General features: G+C 62.9%; 21 protein-coding genes. 13 read left to right on the top strand and 8 right to left on the bottom strand.

The features are described 5' to 3' along the window. Position 1: 1 nt before the first annotated feature. From HU763_RS17260 to HU763_RS17250, 3 genes are read right to left on the bottom strand one after another with little or no spacing between them, the layout of a single operon-like run. Complete coding sequence (locus HU763_RS17260; protein ID WP_186688654.1) at positions 2–1,273, bottom strand: dihydrolipoamide acetyltransferase family protein; 1,272 nt, start codon at positions 1,271–1,273, stop codon at positions 2–4. Further along, positions 1,274–2,332 (bottom strand): alpha-ketoacid dehydrogenase subunit beta, encoded by a 1,059-nt coding sequence (locus tag HU763_RS17255; protein WP_186679606.1) that lies wholly within the window; start codon positions 2,330–2,332, stop codon positions 1,274–1,276. 1 nt (position 2,333) lies between these two features. Then, positions 2,334–3,566 carry a 3-methyl-2-oxobutanoate dehydrogenase (2-methylpropanoyl-transferring) subunit alpha gene (locus tag HU763_RS17250; RefSeq protein ID WP_186688669.1) on the bottom strand — a complete coding sequence of 411 codons (1,233 nt, stop codon included), beginning with the start codon at positions 3,564–3,566 and terminating at the stop codon, positions 2,334–2,336. 198 nt (positions 3,567–3,764) lie between these two features. On the opposite strand from HU763_RS17250, the gene bkdR reads away from it, so the two are divergent. Beyond that, entirely contained in the window at positions 3,765–4,250 is a 486-nt protein-coding gene (gene bkdR / locus HU763_RS17245; protein ID WP_186688672.1) for a Bkd operon transcriptional regulator BkdR, read from the top strand. A gap of 80 nt (positions 4,251–4,330) precedes the next feature. On the opposite strand, the gene HU763_RS17240 is transcribed toward bkdR, so the two are convergent. Beyond that, positions 4,331–4,900: a hypothetical protein gene (locus tag HU763_RS17240; RefSeq protein WP_186688675.1), complete on the bottom strand. Its 570-nt coding sequence runs from the start codon at positions 4,898–4,900 to the stop codon at positions 4,331–4,333. A gap of 320 nt (positions 4,901–5,220) precedes the next feature. Here HU763_RS17240 and HU763_RS17235 point away from each other — a divergent pair, with 320 nt between their 5' ends. Further along, entirely contained in the window at positions 5,221–6,462 is a 1,242-nt protein-coding gene (locus tag HU763_RS17235; RefSeq protein WP_186688857.1) for a glutamine synthetase family protein, read from the top strand. 128 nt (positions 6,463–6,590) lie between these two features. Next, the gene (locus HU763_RS17230) at positions 6,591–7,931 is read left to right on the top strand and encodes an MFS transporter (RefSeq protein ID WP_186688678.1); all 1,341 of its coding nucleotides are present in this window, start codon (positions 6,591–6,593) and stop codon (positions 7,929–7,931) included. Between the two features lie 169 nt (positions 7,932–8,100). Here the strand turns inward: HU763_RS17230 and HU763_RS17225 are convergent, their stop codons facing one another. From HU763_RS17225 to flgA, 4 genes are all read right to left on the bottom strand, one after another. Next, a complete protein-coding gene (locus tag HU763_RS17225) occupies positions 8,101–8,844 on the bottom strand; it encodes a flagellar brake protein (protein ID WP_186688700.1) in 744 nt (247 codons plus the stop codon). Positions 8,845–8,925: 81 nt separating this feature from the next. Next, the gene (locus tag HU763_RS17220; protein WP_186688702.1) at positions 8,926–9,393 is read right to left on the bottom strand and encodes a flagella synthesis protein FlgN; all 468 of its coding nucleotides are present in this window, start codon (positions 9,391–9,393) and stop codon (positions 8,926–8,928) included. Between the two features lie 49 nt (positions 9,394–9,442). Continuing rightward, complete coding sequence (gene flgM / locus HU763_RS17215; RefSeq protein WP_170031176.1) at positions 9,443–9,751, bottom strand: flagellar biosynthesis anti-sigma factor FlgM; 309 nt, start codon at positions 9,749–9,751, stop codon at positions 9,443–9,445. 161 nt (positions 9,752–9,912) lie between these two features. Further along, positions 9,913–10,665, bottom strand: coding sequence for a flagellar basal body P-ring formation chaperone FlgA (gene flgA, locus HU763_RS17210; RefSeq protein WP_186688704.1), 753 nt, complete (start codon positions 10,663–10,665; stop codon positions 9,913–9,915). Between the two features lie 77 nt (positions 10,666–10,742). On the opposite strand from flgA, the gene HU763_RS17205 reads away from it, so the two are divergent. From HU763_RS17205 to flgH, 10 genes are all read left to right on the top strand, one after another. Continuing rightward, complete coding sequence (locus tag HU763_RS17205) at positions 10,743–11,672, top strand: chemotaxis protein CheV (protein ID WP_170031172.1); 930 nt, start codon at positions 10,743–10,745, stop codon at positions 11,670–11,672. A 51-nt stretch (positions 11,673–11,723) separates the two neighbouring features. Continuing rightward, complete coding sequence (gene cheR / locus HU763_RS17200) at positions 11,724–12,551, top strand: protein-glutamate O-methyltransferase CheR (RefSeq protein ID WP_170031170.1); 828 nt, start codon at positions 11,724–11,726, stop codon at positions 12,549–12,551. 301 nt (positions 12,552–12,852) lie between these two features. Beyond that, complete coding sequence (gene flgB, locus HU763_RS17195; RefSeq protein ID WP_170031168.1) at positions 12,853–13,260, top strand: flagellar basal body rod protein FlgB; 408 nt, start codon at positions 12,853–12,855, stop codon at positions 13,258–13,260. Between the two features lie 2 nt (positions 13,261–13,262). After that, a complete protein-coding gene (gene flgC / locus HU763_RS17190) occupies positions 13,263–13,706 on the top strand; it encodes a flagellar basal body rod protein FlgC (protein WP_085623112.1) in 444 nt (147 codons plus the stop codon). A gap of 15 nt (positions 13,707–13,721) precedes the next feature. Then, a complete protein-coding gene (flgD, locus tag HU763_RS17185) occupies positions 13,722–14,426 on the top strand; it encodes a flagellar hook assembly protein FlgD (RefSeq protein ID WP_170031166.1) in 705 nt (234 codons plus the stop codon). Positions 14,427–14,457: 31 nt separating this feature from the next. Further along, on the top strand, positions 14,458–15,813 hold the full coding sequence (gene flgE / locus HU763_RS17180) for a flagellar hook protein FlgE (protein ID WP_170031164.1): 1,356 nt from the start codon (positions 14,458–14,460) through the stop codon (positions 15,811–15,813). Between the two features lie 72 nt (positions 15,814–15,885). Further along, the gene (locus HU763_RS17175) at positions 15,886–16,071 is read left to right on the top strand and encodes a hypothetical protein (protein WP_170031162.1); all 186 of its coding nucleotides are present in this window, start codon (positions 15,886–15,888) and stop codon (positions 16,069–16,071) included. Positions 16,072–16,295: 224 nt separating this feature from the next. Further along, positions 16,296–17,036 carry a flagellar basal body rod protein FlgF gene (locus tag HU763_RS17170; RefSeq protein WP_170031160.1) on the top strand — a complete coding sequence of 247 codons (741 nt, stop codon included), beginning with the start codon at positions 16,296–16,298 and terminating at the stop codon, positions 17,034–17,036. A 47-nt stretch (positions 17,037–17,083) separates the two neighbouring features. After that, on the top strand, positions 17,084–17,869 hold the full coding sequence (gene flgG / locus HU763_RS17165) for a flagellar basal-body rod protein FlgG (RefSeq protein WP_170031158.1): 786 nt from the start codon (positions 17,084–17,086) through the stop codon (positions 17,867–17,869). 45 nt (positions 17,870–17,914) lie between these two features. Then, positions 17,915–18,610 (top strand): flagellar basal body L-ring protein FlgH, encoded by a 696-nt coding sequence (gene flgH, locus HU763_RS17160; RefSeq protein WP_170031157.1) that lies wholly within the window; start codon positions 17,915–17,917, stop codon positions 18,608–18,610. Positions 18,611–18,617 lie beyond the last annotated feature (7 nt).

The following is an 18,617-nucleotide window of genomic DNA, read 5'->3' as shown; positions in this document are numbered from 1 at the left end:
CTCACTCCACGAACAGGCAGGCGGGTTGTTCGAGCAGGCCGCGCACGGCCTGGATGAACAGCGCGGCGTCCATGCCATCGACCACGCGGTGGTCGAACGAGCTGGACAGGTTCATCATCTTGCGCACGACGATCTGGCCGTCGATCACCACCGGTCGCTCGACCATGCGGTTGACGCCGACGATCGCCACTTCCGGGGTGTTGACCACCGGCGTGCTGACGATACCGCCGAGGGCGCCCAGGCTGGTCAGGGTGATGGTCGAGCCCGACAGTTCCTCGCGGCTGGCCTTGTTGTTGCGCGCAGCGTTGGCCAGGCGCGAAATTTCGCTGGCATTGGCCCACAGGCTGCCTGCTTCGGCATGGCGCAGCACCGGTACCATCAGGCCATTGTCGCCCTGGGTGGCAATGCCCACATGCACCGCGCCATGGCGGGTGATGACCTGGGCTTCGTCGTCATAAGTGGCGTTGATCTGTGGGAAGTCGCGCAGCGCCACGACCAGCGCACGAACCAGGAACGGCAGCAGGGTCAGCTTGCCACGGCTGTCGCCGTGCTTGCTGTTGAGTTGCTGGCGCAGGGCTTCCAGGGCAGTGACGTCGATCTCTTCCACATAGCTGAAGTGCGCGACGCGGCGCTTGGCGTCCTGCATGCGCTGGGCGATCTTGCGGCGCAGGCCGATCACCGCCACCTGCTCGCTGTCGGTGCGCTTGGCATAGCCATTCGGCGCTTGTCCGGCAGCGCTCTGCGGCTTGCTCATGAAGGCGTCGAGGTCTTCGTGCAGGATGCGCCCGGCCGGGCCGCTGCCATGCACGTAACGCAGTTCGATACCGGCATCCAGGGCGCGCTTGCGCACTGCTGGCGAAGCCAGCGGCTTGTCGCCTGGCTGGCGCGGCACGATCGGGGCTGCCTCGTGGTGGGCGGGCGCCTGGTACGCTGCTGGTGCTGCTTGCTGCTGGGGTTCCGGTTTGCTGACCACTGGGGCGGCGGGTGCCTCGAGCGGTTTCGCCTGCGGCACATCCACATGGTTGCCGCTGCCTTCCACCTCGATGCGGATCAGCTCGCTGCCGACCGCCATCACTTCGCCCGGCTGGCCGCCCAGGGCCAGCACCTTGCCGCTGACCGGCGAGGGGATTTCCACGGTGGCCTTGTCGGTCATGACGTCGGCCACGACCTGGTCCTCGGCGATCATGTCACCGACTTTGACGAACCATTCCACCAACTCGACCTGCGCGATGCCTTCGCCAATGTCCGGCATCTTGATGACGTGCGTGCCCATTCAGACCTCCATGACCTTTTTCAATGCCGCACCTACCCGCGATGGCCCTGGGAAGTAAGCCCATTCCTGCGCGTGAGGGTAGGGGGTGTCCCAGCCGGTGACGCGCTCGATCGGCGCCTCCAGGTGGTGGAAGCAGTGTTCCTGCACCAGCGACACCAGTTCGGCGCCGAAGCCGCAGGTGCGGGTGGCCTCGTGCACCACCACGCAGCGGCCGGTCTTCTTCACCGACTCGACGATGGTGTCGAGGTCCAGCGGCCACAGGCTGCGCAGGTCGATCACTTCGGCATCGACGCCGGTTTCTTCGGCGGCCACCTGGGCCACGTACACCGTGGTGCCGTAGGTCAGCACGGTCACGTCGTTGCCGGGGCGGGTAATGGCGGCCTTGTCCAGCGGTACGGTGTAGTAGCCATCGGGCACGGCGCTTTGCGGGTGCTTCGACCAGGGGGTGACAGGGCGGTCGTGGTGGCCGTCGAACGGGCCGTTGTACAGGCGCTTGGGCTCGAGGAAGATCACCGGGTCGTCGCATTCGATCGAGGCGATCAGCAGGCCTTTGGCGTCATAGGGGTTGGACGGCATCACGGTGCGCAGGCCGCACACCTGGGTGAACATCGCTTCAGGGCTCTGGCTGTGGGTCTGGCCACCATAGATACCGCCACCGCAGGGCATGCGCAGGGTCAGCGGGGCGATGAACTCGCCGGCCGAACGGTAACGCAGGCGCGCCATTTCCGAGACGATCTGGTCGGAGGCCGGGTAGAAATAGTCGGCGAACTGGATTTCCACCACCGGGCGCAGACCGTAGGCACCCATGCCCACGGCGGTGCCGACGATGCCGCTTTCGGAGATCGGCGCGTCGAACACGCGGGACTTGCCGTACTTGTTCTGCAGGCCTTCGGTGCAGCGGAACACCCCGCCGAAGTAACCGACGTCCTGGCCGTAGATCACCACATTGTCGTCGCGCTCGAGCATGACATCCATGGCCGAGCGCAGGGCCTGGATCATGGTCATGGTAGTGGTGGCCATGGCGGTTTCCGGTTTGATGCTGTTGTTATGGTCGTTCATCTCAAACCCCCAGTTCCTGGCGCTGACGGCGCAGGTGATCGGGCATTTCCTTGTACACGTCCTCGAACATCGAGGCGGCACTGGGGATGTGCCCGTTGGCCAGGGTGCCGTACTGCTCGGCTTCCTTCTGCGCGGCGATGACCGCGGTTTCGAGTTCGGCAGTAGTGGCCTGGTGTTCTTCCTCGGACCAGTGGCCGATCTTGATCAGGTGCTGCTTCAGGCGAGCGATAGGGTCACCCAGCGGGAAGTGGCTCCAGTCGTCGGCAGGGCGGTACTTGGACGGGTCGTCCGAGGTCGAGTGCGGGCCGGCACGGTAGGTGACCCACTCGATCAGGCTCGGGCCGAGGCCACGGCGGGCGCGCTCGGCGGCCCAGCGCGAGGCGGCGTACACGGCGACGAAGTCGTTGCCGTCTACCCGCAGCGAGGCGATACCGCAACCCACGCCACGGCCGGCGAAGGTGGTCGACTCGCCACCGGCGATGGCCTGGAAGGTGGAAATCGCCCACTGGTTGTTGACCACGTTGAGGATCACCGGGGCGCGGTACACGTGGGCGAAGGTGAGTGCGGTGTGGAAGTCCGACTCGGCGGTGGCACCGTCGCCGATCCATGCCGAGGCGATCTTGGTGTCACCCTTGATGGCCGAGGCCATGGCCCAGCCGACCGCCTGCACGAACTGGGTCGCCAGGTTGCCGCTGATGGTGAAGAAGCCGGCATCGCGCACCGAGTACATGATCGGCAGCTGGCGGCCCTTGAGCGGGTCGCGCTCGTTGGACAGCAGTTGGCAGATCATGTCGACCAGCGATACGTCGCGGGCCATCAGGATGCTCTGCTGGCGGTAGGTCGGGAAGCACATGTCGCTGCGGTTCAGCGCCAGGGCCTGGGCGCTGCCGATGGCTTCTTCACCCAGGCTCTGCATGTAGAAGGACATTTTCTTCTGGCGCTGGGCAACCACCATGCGGCTGTCGAAGATCCGCGTCTTGAGCATGGCGCGCATGCCTTGGCGAAGGACTTGCGGGTCGATGTCTTCAGCCCATGGGCCTTGCGCGTTGCCTTGCTCATCGAGCACGCGGATCAGGCTGTAGGAAAGATCGGCAGTGTCGGCAGCGTCGACATCGACAGGCGGTTTACGGACTTGGCCTGCATCGTTCAGGCGCAGGTAGGAAAAATCGGTCTGGCAGCCTGGCCGGCCGGTAGGCTCGGGCACATGCAAACGCAGGGGGGCGTACTCGTTCATGCTTTTTACGCTCGCTCGGGTATTTGTTTTTGTGAGCTTTGAAGCGGCCGCCGCTGAGTACCGGCTTGTGACTGGTAAGTCAGCGTCCCCTACATCTTAGTGGGCCGGCAGGAGAATTTTTCTCTCAAGTTGATTGCCTTTGCCGAGCGGGGCAGATAAACATTCCGCATAAACACAAAAAACCGGTGATTTTGTCTCATGCGCAAACTCGATCGTACCGATATCGGCATTCTCAACAGCCTGCAGGAAAATGCCCGCATCACCAACGCCGAACTGGCGCGCTCGGTGAACCTGTCGCCGACGCCCTGTTTCAACCGGGTGCGGGCCATGGAAGAACTGGGGGTGATACGCCAGCAGGTGACCTTGCTGTCGCCCGAGGTGCTGGGGCTGGACGTCAACGTGTTCATCCATGTGAGCCTGGAAAAGCAGGTAGAGCAGGCGCTGCACCGCTTCGAGGAAGAAATTGCCGAACGGCCCGAGGTGATGGAGTGCTACCTGATGACCGGCGACCCCGATTACCTGCTGCGGGTGCTGTTGCCGAGCATCCAGGCGCTGGAGCGGTTTCTCGATTACCTGACGCGGTTGCCGGGGGTGGCGAACATCCGCTCCAGCTTCGCCTTGAAACAGGTTCGCTACAAGACAGCTCTGCCATTGCCCGCCAATGGTCTGACGCTACGCGAGTAGCAAGGGGGCGTTGATGTTTGCTGAGCGGCAAGCGAGTGCGATGCCGCCAGCAACCATCAGGTTCAGGGCCGGTGCGCGTGTCAGCCCAGCTGAATGTTGCGCAGCCGGAACTCCAGCACCTCGCCCGGCAGCTCGCTGGCGTTGAGGAAATGGCCCCGGTTGAGGGCGACGTTATCAGCCGGTGGCCGGGTGTGCGCTACCCGATGTCCGTATTGGTCGCGCAGGTAAAAAGCAGTGCTTTCGGCGCTCTGCAGCTCGCCATCCCAAGGCGACAGCGTTTCTATCTTCCAGTATTGCGTGGCACTGAATAGGTTCACCGGGTTCACGCTGTCTATGACCCTTCCGAGCACATGGGTTCCATAGAGCCCCAGCCATCCATCGCTGTTGCGTTCGAGTCGCGCGCCTGTGTAATCCCAGTGTTCGGCGCTGTTGATGTAGTAGAGCGTACGATTTGCGTCATGCTTGATGAACGCAAAATGGAAACGCACCGGTTTGAACTCGTTTCGTCCATCACGGGTACGCGCAGCCTCGGTGCTCAACCAACCGTCCTCGTCGGCACTGGTGAACGGGTGCGTGGAAAACGAAGTGTCCGCGATAACGACCTGGCCATGGCGGCAATGCAGTTCGGCAGTGAAATTGGCGTGAATCATGAGAGCTCCAGCTCGAAGGAATGAGCTGTCACCCTAAGCTAGCGATCGCTGGGAAAGCGTCTGGAAGCGCTTGCTGAAGGCCTGGTTGTTTCCGCCAGCCCTGGCTGGGCAACTGCATGTGCGGTGGCGGTCCGCCGGGGGGGACAAGCAATGTGCTTGATATTTTAAACACCCACAGCCTATGTTGGTGCCAGCCTGTTACAACAAGGACAAACGTCATGAGTACCACCGCCCACCACTCGGCTGCCGAACGCCTTCAAGGCATCGAGCAGATCGAATGCGTCACCCCCGACCTCAATGGCGTTCCGCGCGGCAAGGTGATGACCGCCGAGGGCTTTCTCGAAGGCCGTCGCCTGCAGATGGCCCGGGGGGTACTGTTGCAATGCATCATGGGGGGCTACCCGCCGGCCAGGTACTATGGCAGTGACGATGGCGACCTGGTGCTGGTAGCCGACCCCAGCCAGGTCCACCGCCTGCCGTGGAGCGACGATGGCCGCGCCCTGGCCATATGCGATGCCAACGAACTGGACGGTCGGCCTTCGCCATTGTCCACCCGCGGCCAGCTCAAGGCAGTGCTCGCCCGCTACGCAGCGCTGGGCCTGGCACCGGTAGTGGCGACCGAGCTCGAATTCTTCGTCTTCGCGCCCAACCCCGATCCGCAGCAGCCGTTCCAGCCGCCGGTCGGCAGCGATGGCCGCCGCGAACTCGGCCATTCGGCATTCAGTGTCAGTTCCAACAACGGCCTGCGCCCATTCTTCAAGGAGGTAGACCAGTGCATGGTCGCGCTGGGCCTGCCGCGTGACACCTTCATGCATGAAATGGGCGTCAGCCAGTTCGAGATCAACCTGCTGCACGGCGACCCGCTGCTGCTGGCCGACCAGACCATGCTGTTCAAGCACCTGCTCAAGGAGGTGGCGCTCAAGCACGGCCTGACCGTGGTGTGCATGGCCAAGCCGCTGGCGCGCACGCCGGGCAGTTCCATGCATATTCACCAGAGCCTGGTGGAAGTGGCCAGCGGGCGTAACGTGTTCAGCGATGAGCAAGGCCAGCCCAGCGCAACCTTCTACCACTTCATCGGCGGCCAGCAGGCCTGCCTGGCCGACTTCACTGCGCTGTTTGCACCCAACGTCAATTCGTACCAGCGCCTGTGCCACCCCTATGCCTCACCGAACAATGCCTGCTGGTCCGAAGACAACCGCGCTGCAGGCCTGCGCATCCCGGCCAGTGCGCCGCTGGCGCGGCGGGTGGAAAACCGCCTGCCCGGCGCCGACGCCAACCCGTACCTGGCCATTGCCGCAAGCCTGGCCGCCGGGCTGCACGGCATCCAGCAGTGCCTGCAGCCGTCGCCAGCGATCCAGGGCGAGTTCGCCGTGCCGGAGCACCTGGCCCTGCCGTGCACCTTGCATGCCGCGCTGGAGCGGCTCAAGCGCAGCGCGTTGGCACGGGAACTGTTCGGCAGCGAGTTCATCGAAGGCTACATTGCCAGCAAGACCCTCGAGCTGACCGATTTCCTCGATGAGATCACGCCCTGGGAGCGCCGAGTGCTGGCGGCACAGGCCTGATCGCGACACAACCGACACTGGACACGCCCCGTAGCGGCAAAATCGCTATCGGGGCCTGCGCCAGGCAGTTTTTGCCCTTATGCTTCTTGCACCCAATCGTCACCTGACCAGGGAGCTTTACGGTACGTATGCGAAATATATGGAAGCCGTTTCAGTCGTTGTATTTCGCCGCGCTGATGATGTTGATCGGCTCGGGCCTGCTCAGTACCTACCTGGCCCTGCGCCTGGCGGCTGACCACGTCGACAGCCTGTGGGTAGGTGCGTTGATGGCGGCCAACTACTTTGGCCTGGCGGTCGGCGGCAAGGTCGGCCACCGCCTGATTGGCCGGGTCGGGCACATCCGTGCCTATGCCACCTGCGCCGGTATCGTCGGCGCGGCAGTGCTCGGCCACGGCCTGACCAATTGGTTGCCGGCCTGGGTCGGGCTGCGGATGATCGTCGGCCTGGGCATGATGTGCCAGTACATGGTCATCGAAAGCTGGCTCAACGAGCAGGCCGATGTGAAGCATCGCGGCGCAGTGTTCAGCGGCTACATGATCGCCTCTTACCTGGGCCTGGTGCTCGGCCAGCTGATCCTGGTGGTGCACCCGCAACTGGGCCCCGAATTGCTGATGCTGGTGGCCATGTGCTTTGCCCTGTGCCTGGTACCGGTGGCGATGACCCGGCGGATCCACCCGGCGCCCTTGCGCCCGGCGCCGATGGAGCCGAAGTTCTTCCTCAAGCGGGTGCCGCAGTCGCTCAGCACGGTGCTGGGCTCGGGCCTGATCGTCGGCTCGTTCTATGGCCTGGCGCCGTTGTATGCCTCCAGCCAGGGGCTGAGCACCGAGCAGATCGGCCTGTTCATGGGTAGCTGCATTTTCGCCGGCCTGCTGGTGCAGTGGCCGCTGGGCTGGTTGTCCGACCGCTACGACCGGGCGGTGCTGATCCGTAGCGTGGCGGTAGGCCTGGCGCTGGCTTCGGCACCGCTGGCGGTACTGCCCAGCGTGCCGCTGGAATTGCTGTTTGGCGTGGGCTTCCTGATCTCGTTGCTGCAGTTCTGCCTGTACCCGCTGGCGGTGGCGTTTTCCAACGACCATGTGGAGAGCGAGCGGCGGGTGTCGTTGACCGCGATGCTGCTGGTGACCTATGGCGTGGGGGCGTGCATCGGGCCGCTGGCGGCGGGGGTGCTGATGAAGCTGCTGGGGGCGCAGATGCTGTATGCCTTCTTCGTGTTCTTCGCGCTGGTGCTGGTATGGCGCATCCGGCCGAAAGCGGTCACCGGGTTGCACCAGGTACAGGATGCGCCGTTGGGCCACGTGGCGATGCCGGCGGCCGGTTCGCCGTTGTCGGCGGCACTCGACCCACGGGTGGATGAGCAGACCGTGCAGGACGTGATGCAGGCACCGGTGGCCGCGGAGGACACCGAGGCGGAAGAGAAGGGGACCGGGCAACCGGCGGCTGAGCCGCAAGAGGTCAGCAAGTCGGTGTAAGCCAGTGCCGGCCTCTTCGCGGGCATGCCCGCTCCCACAAGGACCGCATCAAGCCTGAGGGCTGCGCCGTCCCGGTGGGAGCGGGCGCGCCCGCGAAGAGGCCGGCACTGTAAGAACACAAATGAAAACGCCACCTCGAAAGGTGGCGTTGTTGTCTTGCAGCCGACGATCAATAGTCGTCCTTGTCGAACCGCCGCGCCTCGCGTTGCAACTGGTACACGAAGCTCTCGATCTTGCGCTGGGCCTGCCCGCTGAGGTTATGGAAGCGGATGCCGGCGAACGTGGTATTGATCCGCTCTTCATAATGCAGGTGGCGCAGTTCGACCATGGTATCCACCAGGCCCAGCGGGTTGCCCGCCTTGAAACGCTCGTACACCTGGCCCAGTTGCAGGCGCTCCTCGACATTGCCGTCGAAGCGCAGCTTGCAGCCGGTGGCAGAGATATCCAGCAGCTTGCCGCGCAGCGCGCCATTGCCCTTGAGGTGGGTACCATCGAGGATGATGTCGACCAACTGCGACAGCTTCAGCGCGGCGCGGAATGCGTTGCGGCGCTGGTGGTAGGTCATTTCCAGGGGCATGGCGCCGCGGTAGCAGCGGTGGCCATCGACTTCGCTGATCCGCAGGGCGTGGGTGCACTCCCAGGCAATGCGCACGCCATCGTGAAAACCTTCGACGCGGAAGTGTTCGCCGTTCTCGATGTACTTCTCGCCGTCGCGGGGAATCATCTCGTCCAGCGCCAGGGTGTTGCTGTCACGGTCCACGTGCACCACGTAGCTCTGGAAACGCTGGCTACGGTCGTGGAAGGTGATGATCAGGGGGTCATGGCTTTCCTGCAACTGCCGCAAGTTGGCCGCAATCTCCAAAGGGGTGTTCAGCACCTTTGGCGGCTGCGGGGCATCGGATTCATTGAACACGGCTTTATCGTTCTCCAGGCAAAAGCGACACACGCAATTAACGGCATTTTGCCAGTATGTTCCGTGCCTTGATAGAAAAAATCAAACCTGGCTGAGCGCCCGTGGCTTGACCAGCGGCGAGGTACTGCCGCGGCTGTCGTAGAGCGACGGAGAGTCGCCGCCCATGAGGATGCGGATCTGGTTGTTGGTGGCGTTCTGCTGCACCTGGATGATCCGCCCATTGGTCTCGTTGAGCTGCTGGCAGGCTTGCATCAACTGGCTGATCACGTCGAGTTGCTGCAGCAGCAGTGCACCGTTCGGCGATTGCGCTGCCAGCGCTTCCACCCCGGCGCGGTTGGCGCTCAGGCCCAGGCTGGTGAGCAGGTTGTTGCGCCGCGTGCCTTGCTGCTCCAGCAACACGATCAAGGACTGCTTGCGGGCGAGGATGGTCTCCAGCAACGCCATGTCGCGCCCATGCAGTGCCACGGCCTCCTTCTGCAAGAGGTCGAGCAGTTCCTGCATCGGGGCGATGTCATCTTCGATCAGTTGCAGCAAGGTGGTGTCGTGCATGGCTAACTCTTGGCTTTTCTAGCGTCCGTGAAGTCAGCGCGCCGAACGGTCAGCGCTGGGCTTCGAAATCGAGCAGTTTACTGGCGACCCGGCCGGCATCGACCTGGTAGCTGCCGTCGGCGATCGCCTGCTTCAACTGGGCCACACGGGCACTGTTGACCACCGGCTCGTCGCGCAGCTTGTCGCTGATCTTCTGCAACTGCTGTGCCTCCTGGCTGAGGTGTACCGCTTCTCCGCTGGCGCTGGTAGTGGCTTCCTGGCTGGCTGCCGCTTTGTCGGCGCTGCCGGATGCGCTGGTGCCGCGCACGCCGCCCGTGACGGACGGAGAATTATTTACACGACTGAAGTCGATGACCATGATCAGAAACCCCTGGGTATTTGGACGCTTGCCTTGTTTTCGGCCAACCCGAAAGAAACTTTAGGCACAAATGCGTAGCCGCCTGTCGGCAAGCTTGCGAACCCGTTTTCTGACACAGTTTAGGAGCAGCGGTTCCTCACCGCCAGCGCAATGTCGGCTGGCTACATACTGACCTCGACCTGGCCTGGGCCGGTGACCCTGGCCTTGACTACCCGTTTGGAATTGAGGTTGCGCACCCGGATCTGTTCGCTCAGGCCGCCCTTGCTCAGCGCTTCGCCGGGCATGCGTACGCTCAGGCTGCCGCTGCGCGCGATGATCACCACGTGGTCGCCCTTGCGCACCACCTCGGCCTGTTCCAGGTGTTGTGGGGTGAGCACTTGGTCGATCACCGTCGGGCGCAGCATCTTCATGCCGACCGCCTGGTCCAGTTCGGTCAGGAAGCCTTGCCCCAGCGTGCCGACATCGCGTTCACGCAGGGCCACGTCGCCTTCGCCTACCACGTTGTCGCGCTTGAGCGGGCGGGTCATCACCACCACCTCGCGGAACAGCCGCACGGTGGCCGGTACGAACACGGTCCACGGCGCTGCACTGTCGCAACGCACCTTCACCGTAACGCGGCCCAGCGGTTGCGCCGGGCTTTCCAGCGAGGCGTCCAGCTGCTGGCTGCACAGCGGCATGCGCAGGCGCGGGTCCAGCGGGTTGACCTGGATTTCGTAGCGGCCGGCAGTCTGGGTGGTGGCCAGGTAATCTTCGACGCTGAATTCAAGAAACCCTTGGGTGACACCGATAAGCTGTTCAGGCAAGGTAAACGCGTCCGCCAGCGTGCGAACGCCGGGCACCAGCAGGCAGAGCATGGCCAGCGAGCCAGTCAGCAGGCGCGTCAATCGTCGGGAAAATGTCGTTTTCGTGTACATGACGCTCAAAAAAGCAAAGCCCGTGCCGACTCGCTATCTGAGTGGCAACAAAAGGCTTAAATGTAGAGGAGTCTGGCATGGCAGGTGTTATGGATTCGGTCAACCAGCGCACCCAGCTGGTAGGGCAGAACCGCCTGGAACTGCTGCTGTTCCGCCTCAATGGCGAGCAGCTTTACGGCATCAACGTGTTCAAGGTCAGGGAAGTGCTGCAATGCCCGGCGCTGACCCTGCTGCCCAAGGCGCACCCGGTGGTGCGCGGCGTTGCCAACATTCGCGGGGCGACCATCCCGATCCTCGACCTGTCGATGGCCACCGGGCTGCGGCCGCTGCAGGAAGACACGCGCAACAGCTTCGTGATCATTACCGAGTACAACACCAAGACCCAGGGCTTCCTGGTGCACTCGGTGGAACGCATCGTCAACATGAACTGGGAAGAAATCCATCCGCCACCCAAGGGCACCGGCCGCGATCACTACCTGACCGCCGTCACCCGGGTGGACAACCGCATGGTCGAGATCATCGACGTGGAAAAGGTGCTGGCCGAAGTGGCACCGTCGTCCGAGTCGGTGTCGGCCGGGGTGGTCGATGCCGAGGTGCAGGACAAGGCCGTGCTGTTGCGGGTGCTCACCGTCGACGATTCATCGGTGGCGCGCAAGCAGGTCAGCCGTTGCCTGCAGACCGTGGGGGTCGAGGTGGTGGCGCTCAATGACGGTCGCCAGGCCTTGAACTATCTGCGTCAGCTGGTGGACGAAGGCAAGAAGCCGGAAGAAGAGTTCCTGATGATGATCTCGGACATTGAAATGCCGGAAATGGACGGCTACACGCTGACCGCAGAGATTCGCAGCGATCCGCGCATGCAAAAATTGCATATCTGCCTGCATACTTCGCTTTCCGGGGTGTTCAACCAGGCAATGGTCAAGAAGGTCGGGGCCGATGACTTCCTGGCCAAGTTCAAGCCGGACGACCTGGCCCAGCGGGTGGTCGACCGGATCAAGGCAGCGCATTGAAAGCGCCGGGAGCAACCTCCCGGCACCAGTGATTGAAAAGAGGCGGCAGAAGTGTCTACGGGTAATTTGGATTTCGAACAGTTCCGGGTCTTCCTGGAGAAAGCCTGTGGCATCCTGCTGGGGGAGAATAAGCAGTACCTGGTTTCCAGCCGTCTCAACAAGCTGATGGAACAACAGGGCATCAAGAGCCTGGGCGAGCTGGTACAGCGCATCCAGGCCCAGCCGCGAGGTGGCTTGCGCGAGCAGGTGGTCGATGCCATGACCACCAACGAGACCCTGTGGTTTCGCGATACCTACCCGTTCGAAGTGCTGAAGAACAAGGTGATTCCGGAGTTCATCCGCAACAACCCTGGGCAGCGCCTGCGCATGTGGTCGGCGGCCTGTTCGTCGGGGCAGGAGCCGTATTCCATCTCGATGGCCATCGACGAGTTCGAGCGTGGCAACCTTGGCCAGTTGAAGATGGGCGCGCAGATCGTCGCCACTGACCTGTCCGGCAGCATGCTGACCAACTGCAAGACCGGCGAGTACGACAGCCTGGCGATTGCCCGCGGCCTGTCCCAGGAGCGCCTGCAGCGCTACTTCGACCCCAAGGGGCCGGGGCGCTGGGCGGTCAAGCCGGCAATTCGCAGCCGTGTCGAGTTCCGCTCGTTCAACCTGCTCGACAGCTATGCCAGCCTGGGCAAGTTCGACGTGGTGTTCTGCCGCAACGTGCTGATCTACTTCTCGGCGCAGGTCAAGAAGGACATCCTGCTGCGCATTCACAGTACCCTGAAGCCGGGTGGCTACCTGTTCCTCGGTGCCTCCGAGGCGCTGAACGGGCTGCCGGACCATTACCAGATGGTCCAATGTAGCCCGGGGATCATCTACCAGGCCAAGTAAGCACAAAGGCCGGCAACCAAAGTTGCCGGCCTTTTTGTTTGTCGTGTCGGCGTTTTGCGGGCATGCCCGCGAACAGGCCGAAGCAGGAAAAGCTGACGTCAATTTTTTGTTTTGCCGCTTTTGCCACCCGGCAATTGCCGCTTTCGCCGCATCAGGCGGAAGGTCTTTGCCGCTTTTCTGGCATCACCCTGACAGCACTGTGCCGGGCAAGCCCGTAATTCCGGGGTTTGTCTGGGTTGGCACAGCCCTTGCTATACCTTGGCCAACGATATTCCGGTCAACCTTCGAAGGTTTCCCCGACATGAGCATCAGTTTCGACAAGGCGCTTGGCATCCACGAAAAGGCCCTGGGCTTTCGCGCTCAGCGCGCCGAGGTGCTGGCCAACAACATTGCCAACGCCGACACGCCCAACTACAAGGCGCGTGACATGGACTTCGCCTCGGTGCTCGCTGCCGAAAGCGACAAGCAGCAGAGCGGCCGTTTCAGCCTCGAGCGCACCAACAGCCGCCACATCGAGGCCGACGGCCTGGCGATGGCCGACGATACCCTGAAGTACCGCACGCCGCTGCAGCCTTCGATCGACCAGAACACCGTGGACGCGCAGATCGAGCAGTCGAACTACACCGAAAACGCCGTCGGCTTTCAGGCCAGCTTCACCTTGCTCAACAGTAAATTCAAAGGGCTGGTATCGGCCCTGCGGGGAGAATGACCATGTCCCTTTCCAGTGTCTTCAACATTGCCGGTAGCGGCATGAGCGCGCAGAACACGCGCCTGAACACCGTTGCCTCGAACATCGCCAACGCCGAGACCGTGTCTTCGAGCATCGACCAGACCTACCGCGCCCGCCACCCGGTGTTCGCCACGACCTTCCAGGATGCGCAGGCCGGCAGCAGCCAGTCGCTGTTCGAGGACCAGGGCGAAGCCGGGCAGGGCGTGCAGGTAAAAGGCATCGTCGAGGACCAGAGCAACCTGGAGGCCCGCTACGAGCCGAACCACCCGGCGGCGAACAAGGACGGCTATGTCTACTACCCGAACGTCAACGTGGTCGAGGAAATGGCTGACATGATTTCCGCCAGCCGTGCGTTCCAGACCAATGCCGAGCTGATGAACACGGCCAAGAGCATGATGCAGAAAGTCCTGACCCTGGGTCAGTGATAAGGAAACCAGACCATGGCAATCGATACTACCGGCGTGAATCTCAACGAAGTGCTTGCGGCGTCGGGTGTGGGTACCAACACCAAGAAGACCGTGGACACCGCATCCAAGACCGGCACCGACTCGCTCGGCAAGGATGCCTTCCTGCAGTTGCTGGTGACCCAGATGCAGCACCAGAACCCGCTGGACCCGCAGGACAACGGTGAATTCGTTGCCCAGTTGGCGCAGTTCAGCAGCCTCGAAGGCATCACCTCGCTGAACGAATCGGTCAGTGCCATTACCAGTGCCATGGCCTCGTCCCAGGCGCTGCAGGCGTCGTCGCTGGTCGGTCGCTCGGTGGTGGTGCAGAACGACAAGGCTATCGTCGATACCAGCGAAAGCTTCAACGCGCAGTTCGTGGTGCCGCAAGCCATCGGCGAAGCGAAGATCACCATCAAGGACAAGGACGGCAACACCGTCAAGACCATCGAGCTGGGCGAGCAGAAAGCCGGTTACGCCGATTTCATCTGGGACGGTACCAACAATAGCGGCGAGAAGGTCGACCCGGGTACCTACACCTTCACCGCCAGCACCACGGTGGATGGCAAGGCGGTGCAGATGAACACGCTGTTGCCTGCCAAGGTGACCAGCGTCAGCTTCAGCTCCGGCGGTGAAATGGTGTTGAACCTCGCTGGCGTTGGCAAAGTATCCCTCTCCGACGTGCAAACCATCGGTATCTAAGGCCCATTAGTGCGGCAAAAGGAGCGAATTCATGTCTTTCAATATCGGCCTTAGCGGTCTGTACGCAGCAAACAAGCAACTGGATGTCACCGGCAACAACATCGCCAACGTCAACACCACCGGCTTCAAGTCGTCGCGTGCCGAGTTCGCCGATGTCTACGCCGGCGCCAACCGCCTCGGCGTGGGCAAGAACCAGGTGGGTAACGGCGTGCGTCTGGCGGCCGTGTCCCAGCAGTTCACCCAGGGTGACGTCAACAACACCGGCAACGTGCTGGACATGGGCATCCAGGGCCAGGGCTTCTTCGTGCTGTCCGACAACGGCTCGCGCGTCTACACCCGTGCCGGTGCGTTCCAGGCCAGCAAGGACAACTTCGTGGTGACCTCGGATGGCCTGCGCCTGCAGGGGTATGCCGCAGACTCGAATGGCAAGATCCAGAAGGGCGTGCTGAGCGACCTGCAGATCGATACCTCGGCGCTGCAGCCAAAGGCCACGTCGCTGATCGACCAGGGCATCAACCTGAACTCTTCGGCCGCCGATATCCCCCTGGAAGTCGACGATGGTACTGGCGCGATGGTGCCGAACCTGCCGTTCGACCCGGCTGACCAGAAGACCTACACCAAGTCCTTCCCGACCAAGGTGTACGACAGCCAGGGCAACGAGCACACCATGGAGCAGTTCTACCGCAAGACCGGCACCAATGAGTGGACCATGTACACCCTGGTGGATGGGCGCAACCCGTTCGACCCATCCTCCACCACGCCGCTGACCGGCACCATCAGCTTCAACAGCGATGGCTCGGTCAAGAGCATGACGGCCGACAACACCGGCCACCCGGCGGGCTCGTCGTTCACCGTGACCAACAACACCTTCACCATGACCGGTTGGGTGCCTGCGGTGGAAGACTCGGCGGGTAACTGGATCGCCAACGGCGCCGCAGGCAATGCCGATGGCATGCGCCTGTCGATGAACAGCACCACCTCCTACAACACCGAGACCGCTCGCATGTCGCAGTCCCAGGATGGTTATGCCACCGGTATCCTGTCGAGCCTGAGCATCGACTCCACCGGCGTGCTGTTCGCCAGCTTCAGCAACCAGCAGTCCCGCGCCATCGGTCAGGTTGCGCTGGCCAGCTTCGCCAACGAGCAGGGCCTGCAGCAGATCGGTGGTACCCGCTGGACCGAGACCTACACGTCCGGCATTCCGGGTATCGATGCGCCGAAGACCGGTACCCTGGGCAGCGTCGAGTCCAACTCGCTGGAAGCTTCCAACGTCAACCTGACCCAGGAGCTGGTCGAGCTGATCAAGGCGCAGAGCAATTACCAGGCGAACGCCAAGACCATCTCCACCGAAAGCACCATCATGCAGACCATCATCCAGATGACCTGATGGTCGCTGGCTGAGCGTGTGCGGGCGAACCCCTTTGTCATGAAGGGGTTCGTCGTTTTTGCAGGGGGCTCCATGAACAAACTGCTTGTCGCGCTGATTGCTGCAGCGTGCCTGTACCAGGCCCAGGCTGGCACCGCGCCGTGGTGGCGCTGGGAAAGCCAGGTGGATGGGCGCCTGGTGTGCTCGCAGTGGCCGCCGGGGGAGGGCTGGAAGAAGTTTGCCGGGCCCTTCACCAATGGCGCCTGCCGCGAGCCTTGACCTGGCCGGCGTGTTCGCCGATTTGCCTGCGAAGACGTTGCTGCAGGCTTGCCGCAATCGGCAACCCGGCGCCGGATAACCGGCGTCCGCGCTTCGGCAAAACCCCGCAAAAGCCCGTAATCACGGGCTTTTTGCTGATTTCGAAAAGTTGGTTCGGAACTTGCTTTAGAGCCTGCACAGCAGCGGCGAGCGGCAAACGATCGCCAGTGCAGCGGAGGATGACTGTGGACAAGATGCTTTACGTGGCCATGACCGGCGCCAGCCAGAACGCGCTGGCGCAGAAGGCCCACGCCAACAACCTGGCGAACATTTCCACCAATGGTTTCCAGCGTGACCTGGAGCAGGCGCGCTCGATGCCGGTGTTCGGCGACAGCTTTCCGGCGCGTGCCTTTGCCATGACCGAACGCCCGGCCACCGACTTCAGCGAAGGGCCGATGGTTGAAACCGGGCGCGACCTGGACGTGACGGTGACCGGCAAGGGCTTCATTGCCGTGCAGGCACCCGACGGCAGCGAAGCCTATGTGCGTACCGGCAGCCTGAACATCGACGCCCTTGGCGTGCTGCGTGCCGGCAACGGCATGCCGGTGATCGGTAACGGTGGCCCTATTGCCATCCCGCCAGAGCAGAAGGTTGAAGTCGGCGCCGACGGCACCATCAGCATCCGCTCCATGGGCGAAGACCCACGGGTGATGGCCGAGGTCGACCGTATCAAGCTGGTCAACCCGGACAGCAAAGGCCTGACCAAGGGCCTGGACGGGCTGATCCACACCAAGGACGGCCAACCAGCCGCCGCCGACGTCAATGTGCGGGTGGTGTCGGGCTTCCTGGAGGGCAGCAACGTCAACGCCGTGGAGGAAATGACCTCGGTGCTGGCGCTGTCCCGTCAATTCGAACTGCACGTCAAGATGATGAACGCGGCCAAGGAAGGCGACGAAGCCATGGCGCGTGTTTTGCAAATCGGCTAATCACTTTTGAACGGGTGCCGTAAAACAGGCGCACGAGGAGAACTTACATGCTTCCGGCTCTTTGGGTCGCTAAAACCGGCCTGTCCGCCCAGGACACCAACCTGACGGTCATCTCCAACAACCTGGCCAACGTCTCGACCACCGGCTTCAAGCGTGATCGCGCCGAGTTCCAGGACTTGCTGTACCAGATCAAGCGCCAGCCAGGTGCGCAGTCCACCCAGGACAGCGAACTGCCGTCCGGCCTGCAGGTCGGTACCGGTGTGCGCATCGTCGGCACGCAGAAGAACTTCCAGACCGGCAGCCTGCAGACCACGGAGAACCCGCTGGACATGGCGGTCAACGGCCGTGGCTTCTTCCAGGTGCTGCAGCCGGATGGCACGGTTTCGTATACCCGTGACGGTACCTTCCACCTGAACTCCGATGGCCAGATCGTCACCGCCCAGGGTTTTGCCCTGGAACCGGCGATCGTGGTGCCTAATGACGCCCAGACCTTCACCGTCGGCCAGGACGGTACCGTGTCGATCACCACCGCCGGCAACCCGGCGGCGCAGGTGATCGGCAACATCCAGACCGCCGACTTCATCAACCCGGCCGGCCTGCAGGCGATTGGCGACAACCTGTTCCTGGAAACCGCCGCCAGTGGTGCACCGCAAGTCGGCACCCCGGGCCTGAACGGTTTTGGTACCACGTTGCAGCAGACCCTGGAGAACTCCAACGTCAGCACCGTGGAAGAACTGGTGAACATGATCACCACCCAGCGTGCCTACGAGATGAACTCCAAGGTCATCTCCACTGCTGACCAGATGCTGTCGTTCGTAACCCAGCAGCTCTAAGCCCTAGTGCAGGTTCTACTCCCGTTACACCGTGAGGTAAGTGTCATGAAGCGTTTGTTGTCTGTGTTCGCCCTGGGGGGGGCGGTCGTGCTGGCAGGTTGCGTCGCGCCGACGCCCAAGCCGAACGACCCGTATTACGCGCCGGTCCTGCCGCGCACCCCGCTGCCGGCTGCAGCCAACAACGGTTCGATCTACCAGGCCGGTTTCGAGCAGAGCCTGTACACCGACCGCAAGGCGTTCCGCGTGGGTGACATCATCACCATCACCCTCAACGAACGCACTTCGGCGAGCAAGAACGCCGGCTCGCAGATCCAGAAGAACAGCAAGGCCGACATCGGCCTGACCTCGCTGTTTGGCGCCAACCCGAACACCAACAACCCGTTCGGCGGCGGCGACCTGTCGCTGGAGGCGGGTTACAGCGGCGATCGCACCACCAAGGGTGACAGCAAGGCCACCCAGGGCAACACCCTGACCGGCTCGATCACCGTCACCGTGGCCGAGGTGCTGCCCAACGGCATCATCGCCGTGCGCGGGGAAAAGTGGATGACCCTCAATACCGGTGAAGAGCTGGTGCGTATCGCCGGCCTGATCCGTGCCGATGACATCGCCACCGACAACACCGTGCCGTCCACCCGGGTGGCCGATGCGCGCATCACCTATTCGGGCACCGGTTCGTTCGCCGATGCCAGCCAGCCCGGTTGGCTGGATCGCTTCTTCATCAGCCCGCTTTGGCCCTTCTGAGTACGGA

The sequence above is a fragment of the Pseudomonas anuradhapurensis genome, assembly GCF_014269225.2.
Taxonomy (GTDB): Bacteria; Pseudomonadota; Gammaproteobacteria; order Pseudomonadales; family Pseudomonadaceae; genus Aquipseudomonas; species Aquipseudomonas anuradhapurensis.
The sequence above is the reverse complement of the archived record's forward strand: the minus strand, read 5'-3'. Positions and strand labels throughout refer to the sequence as shown.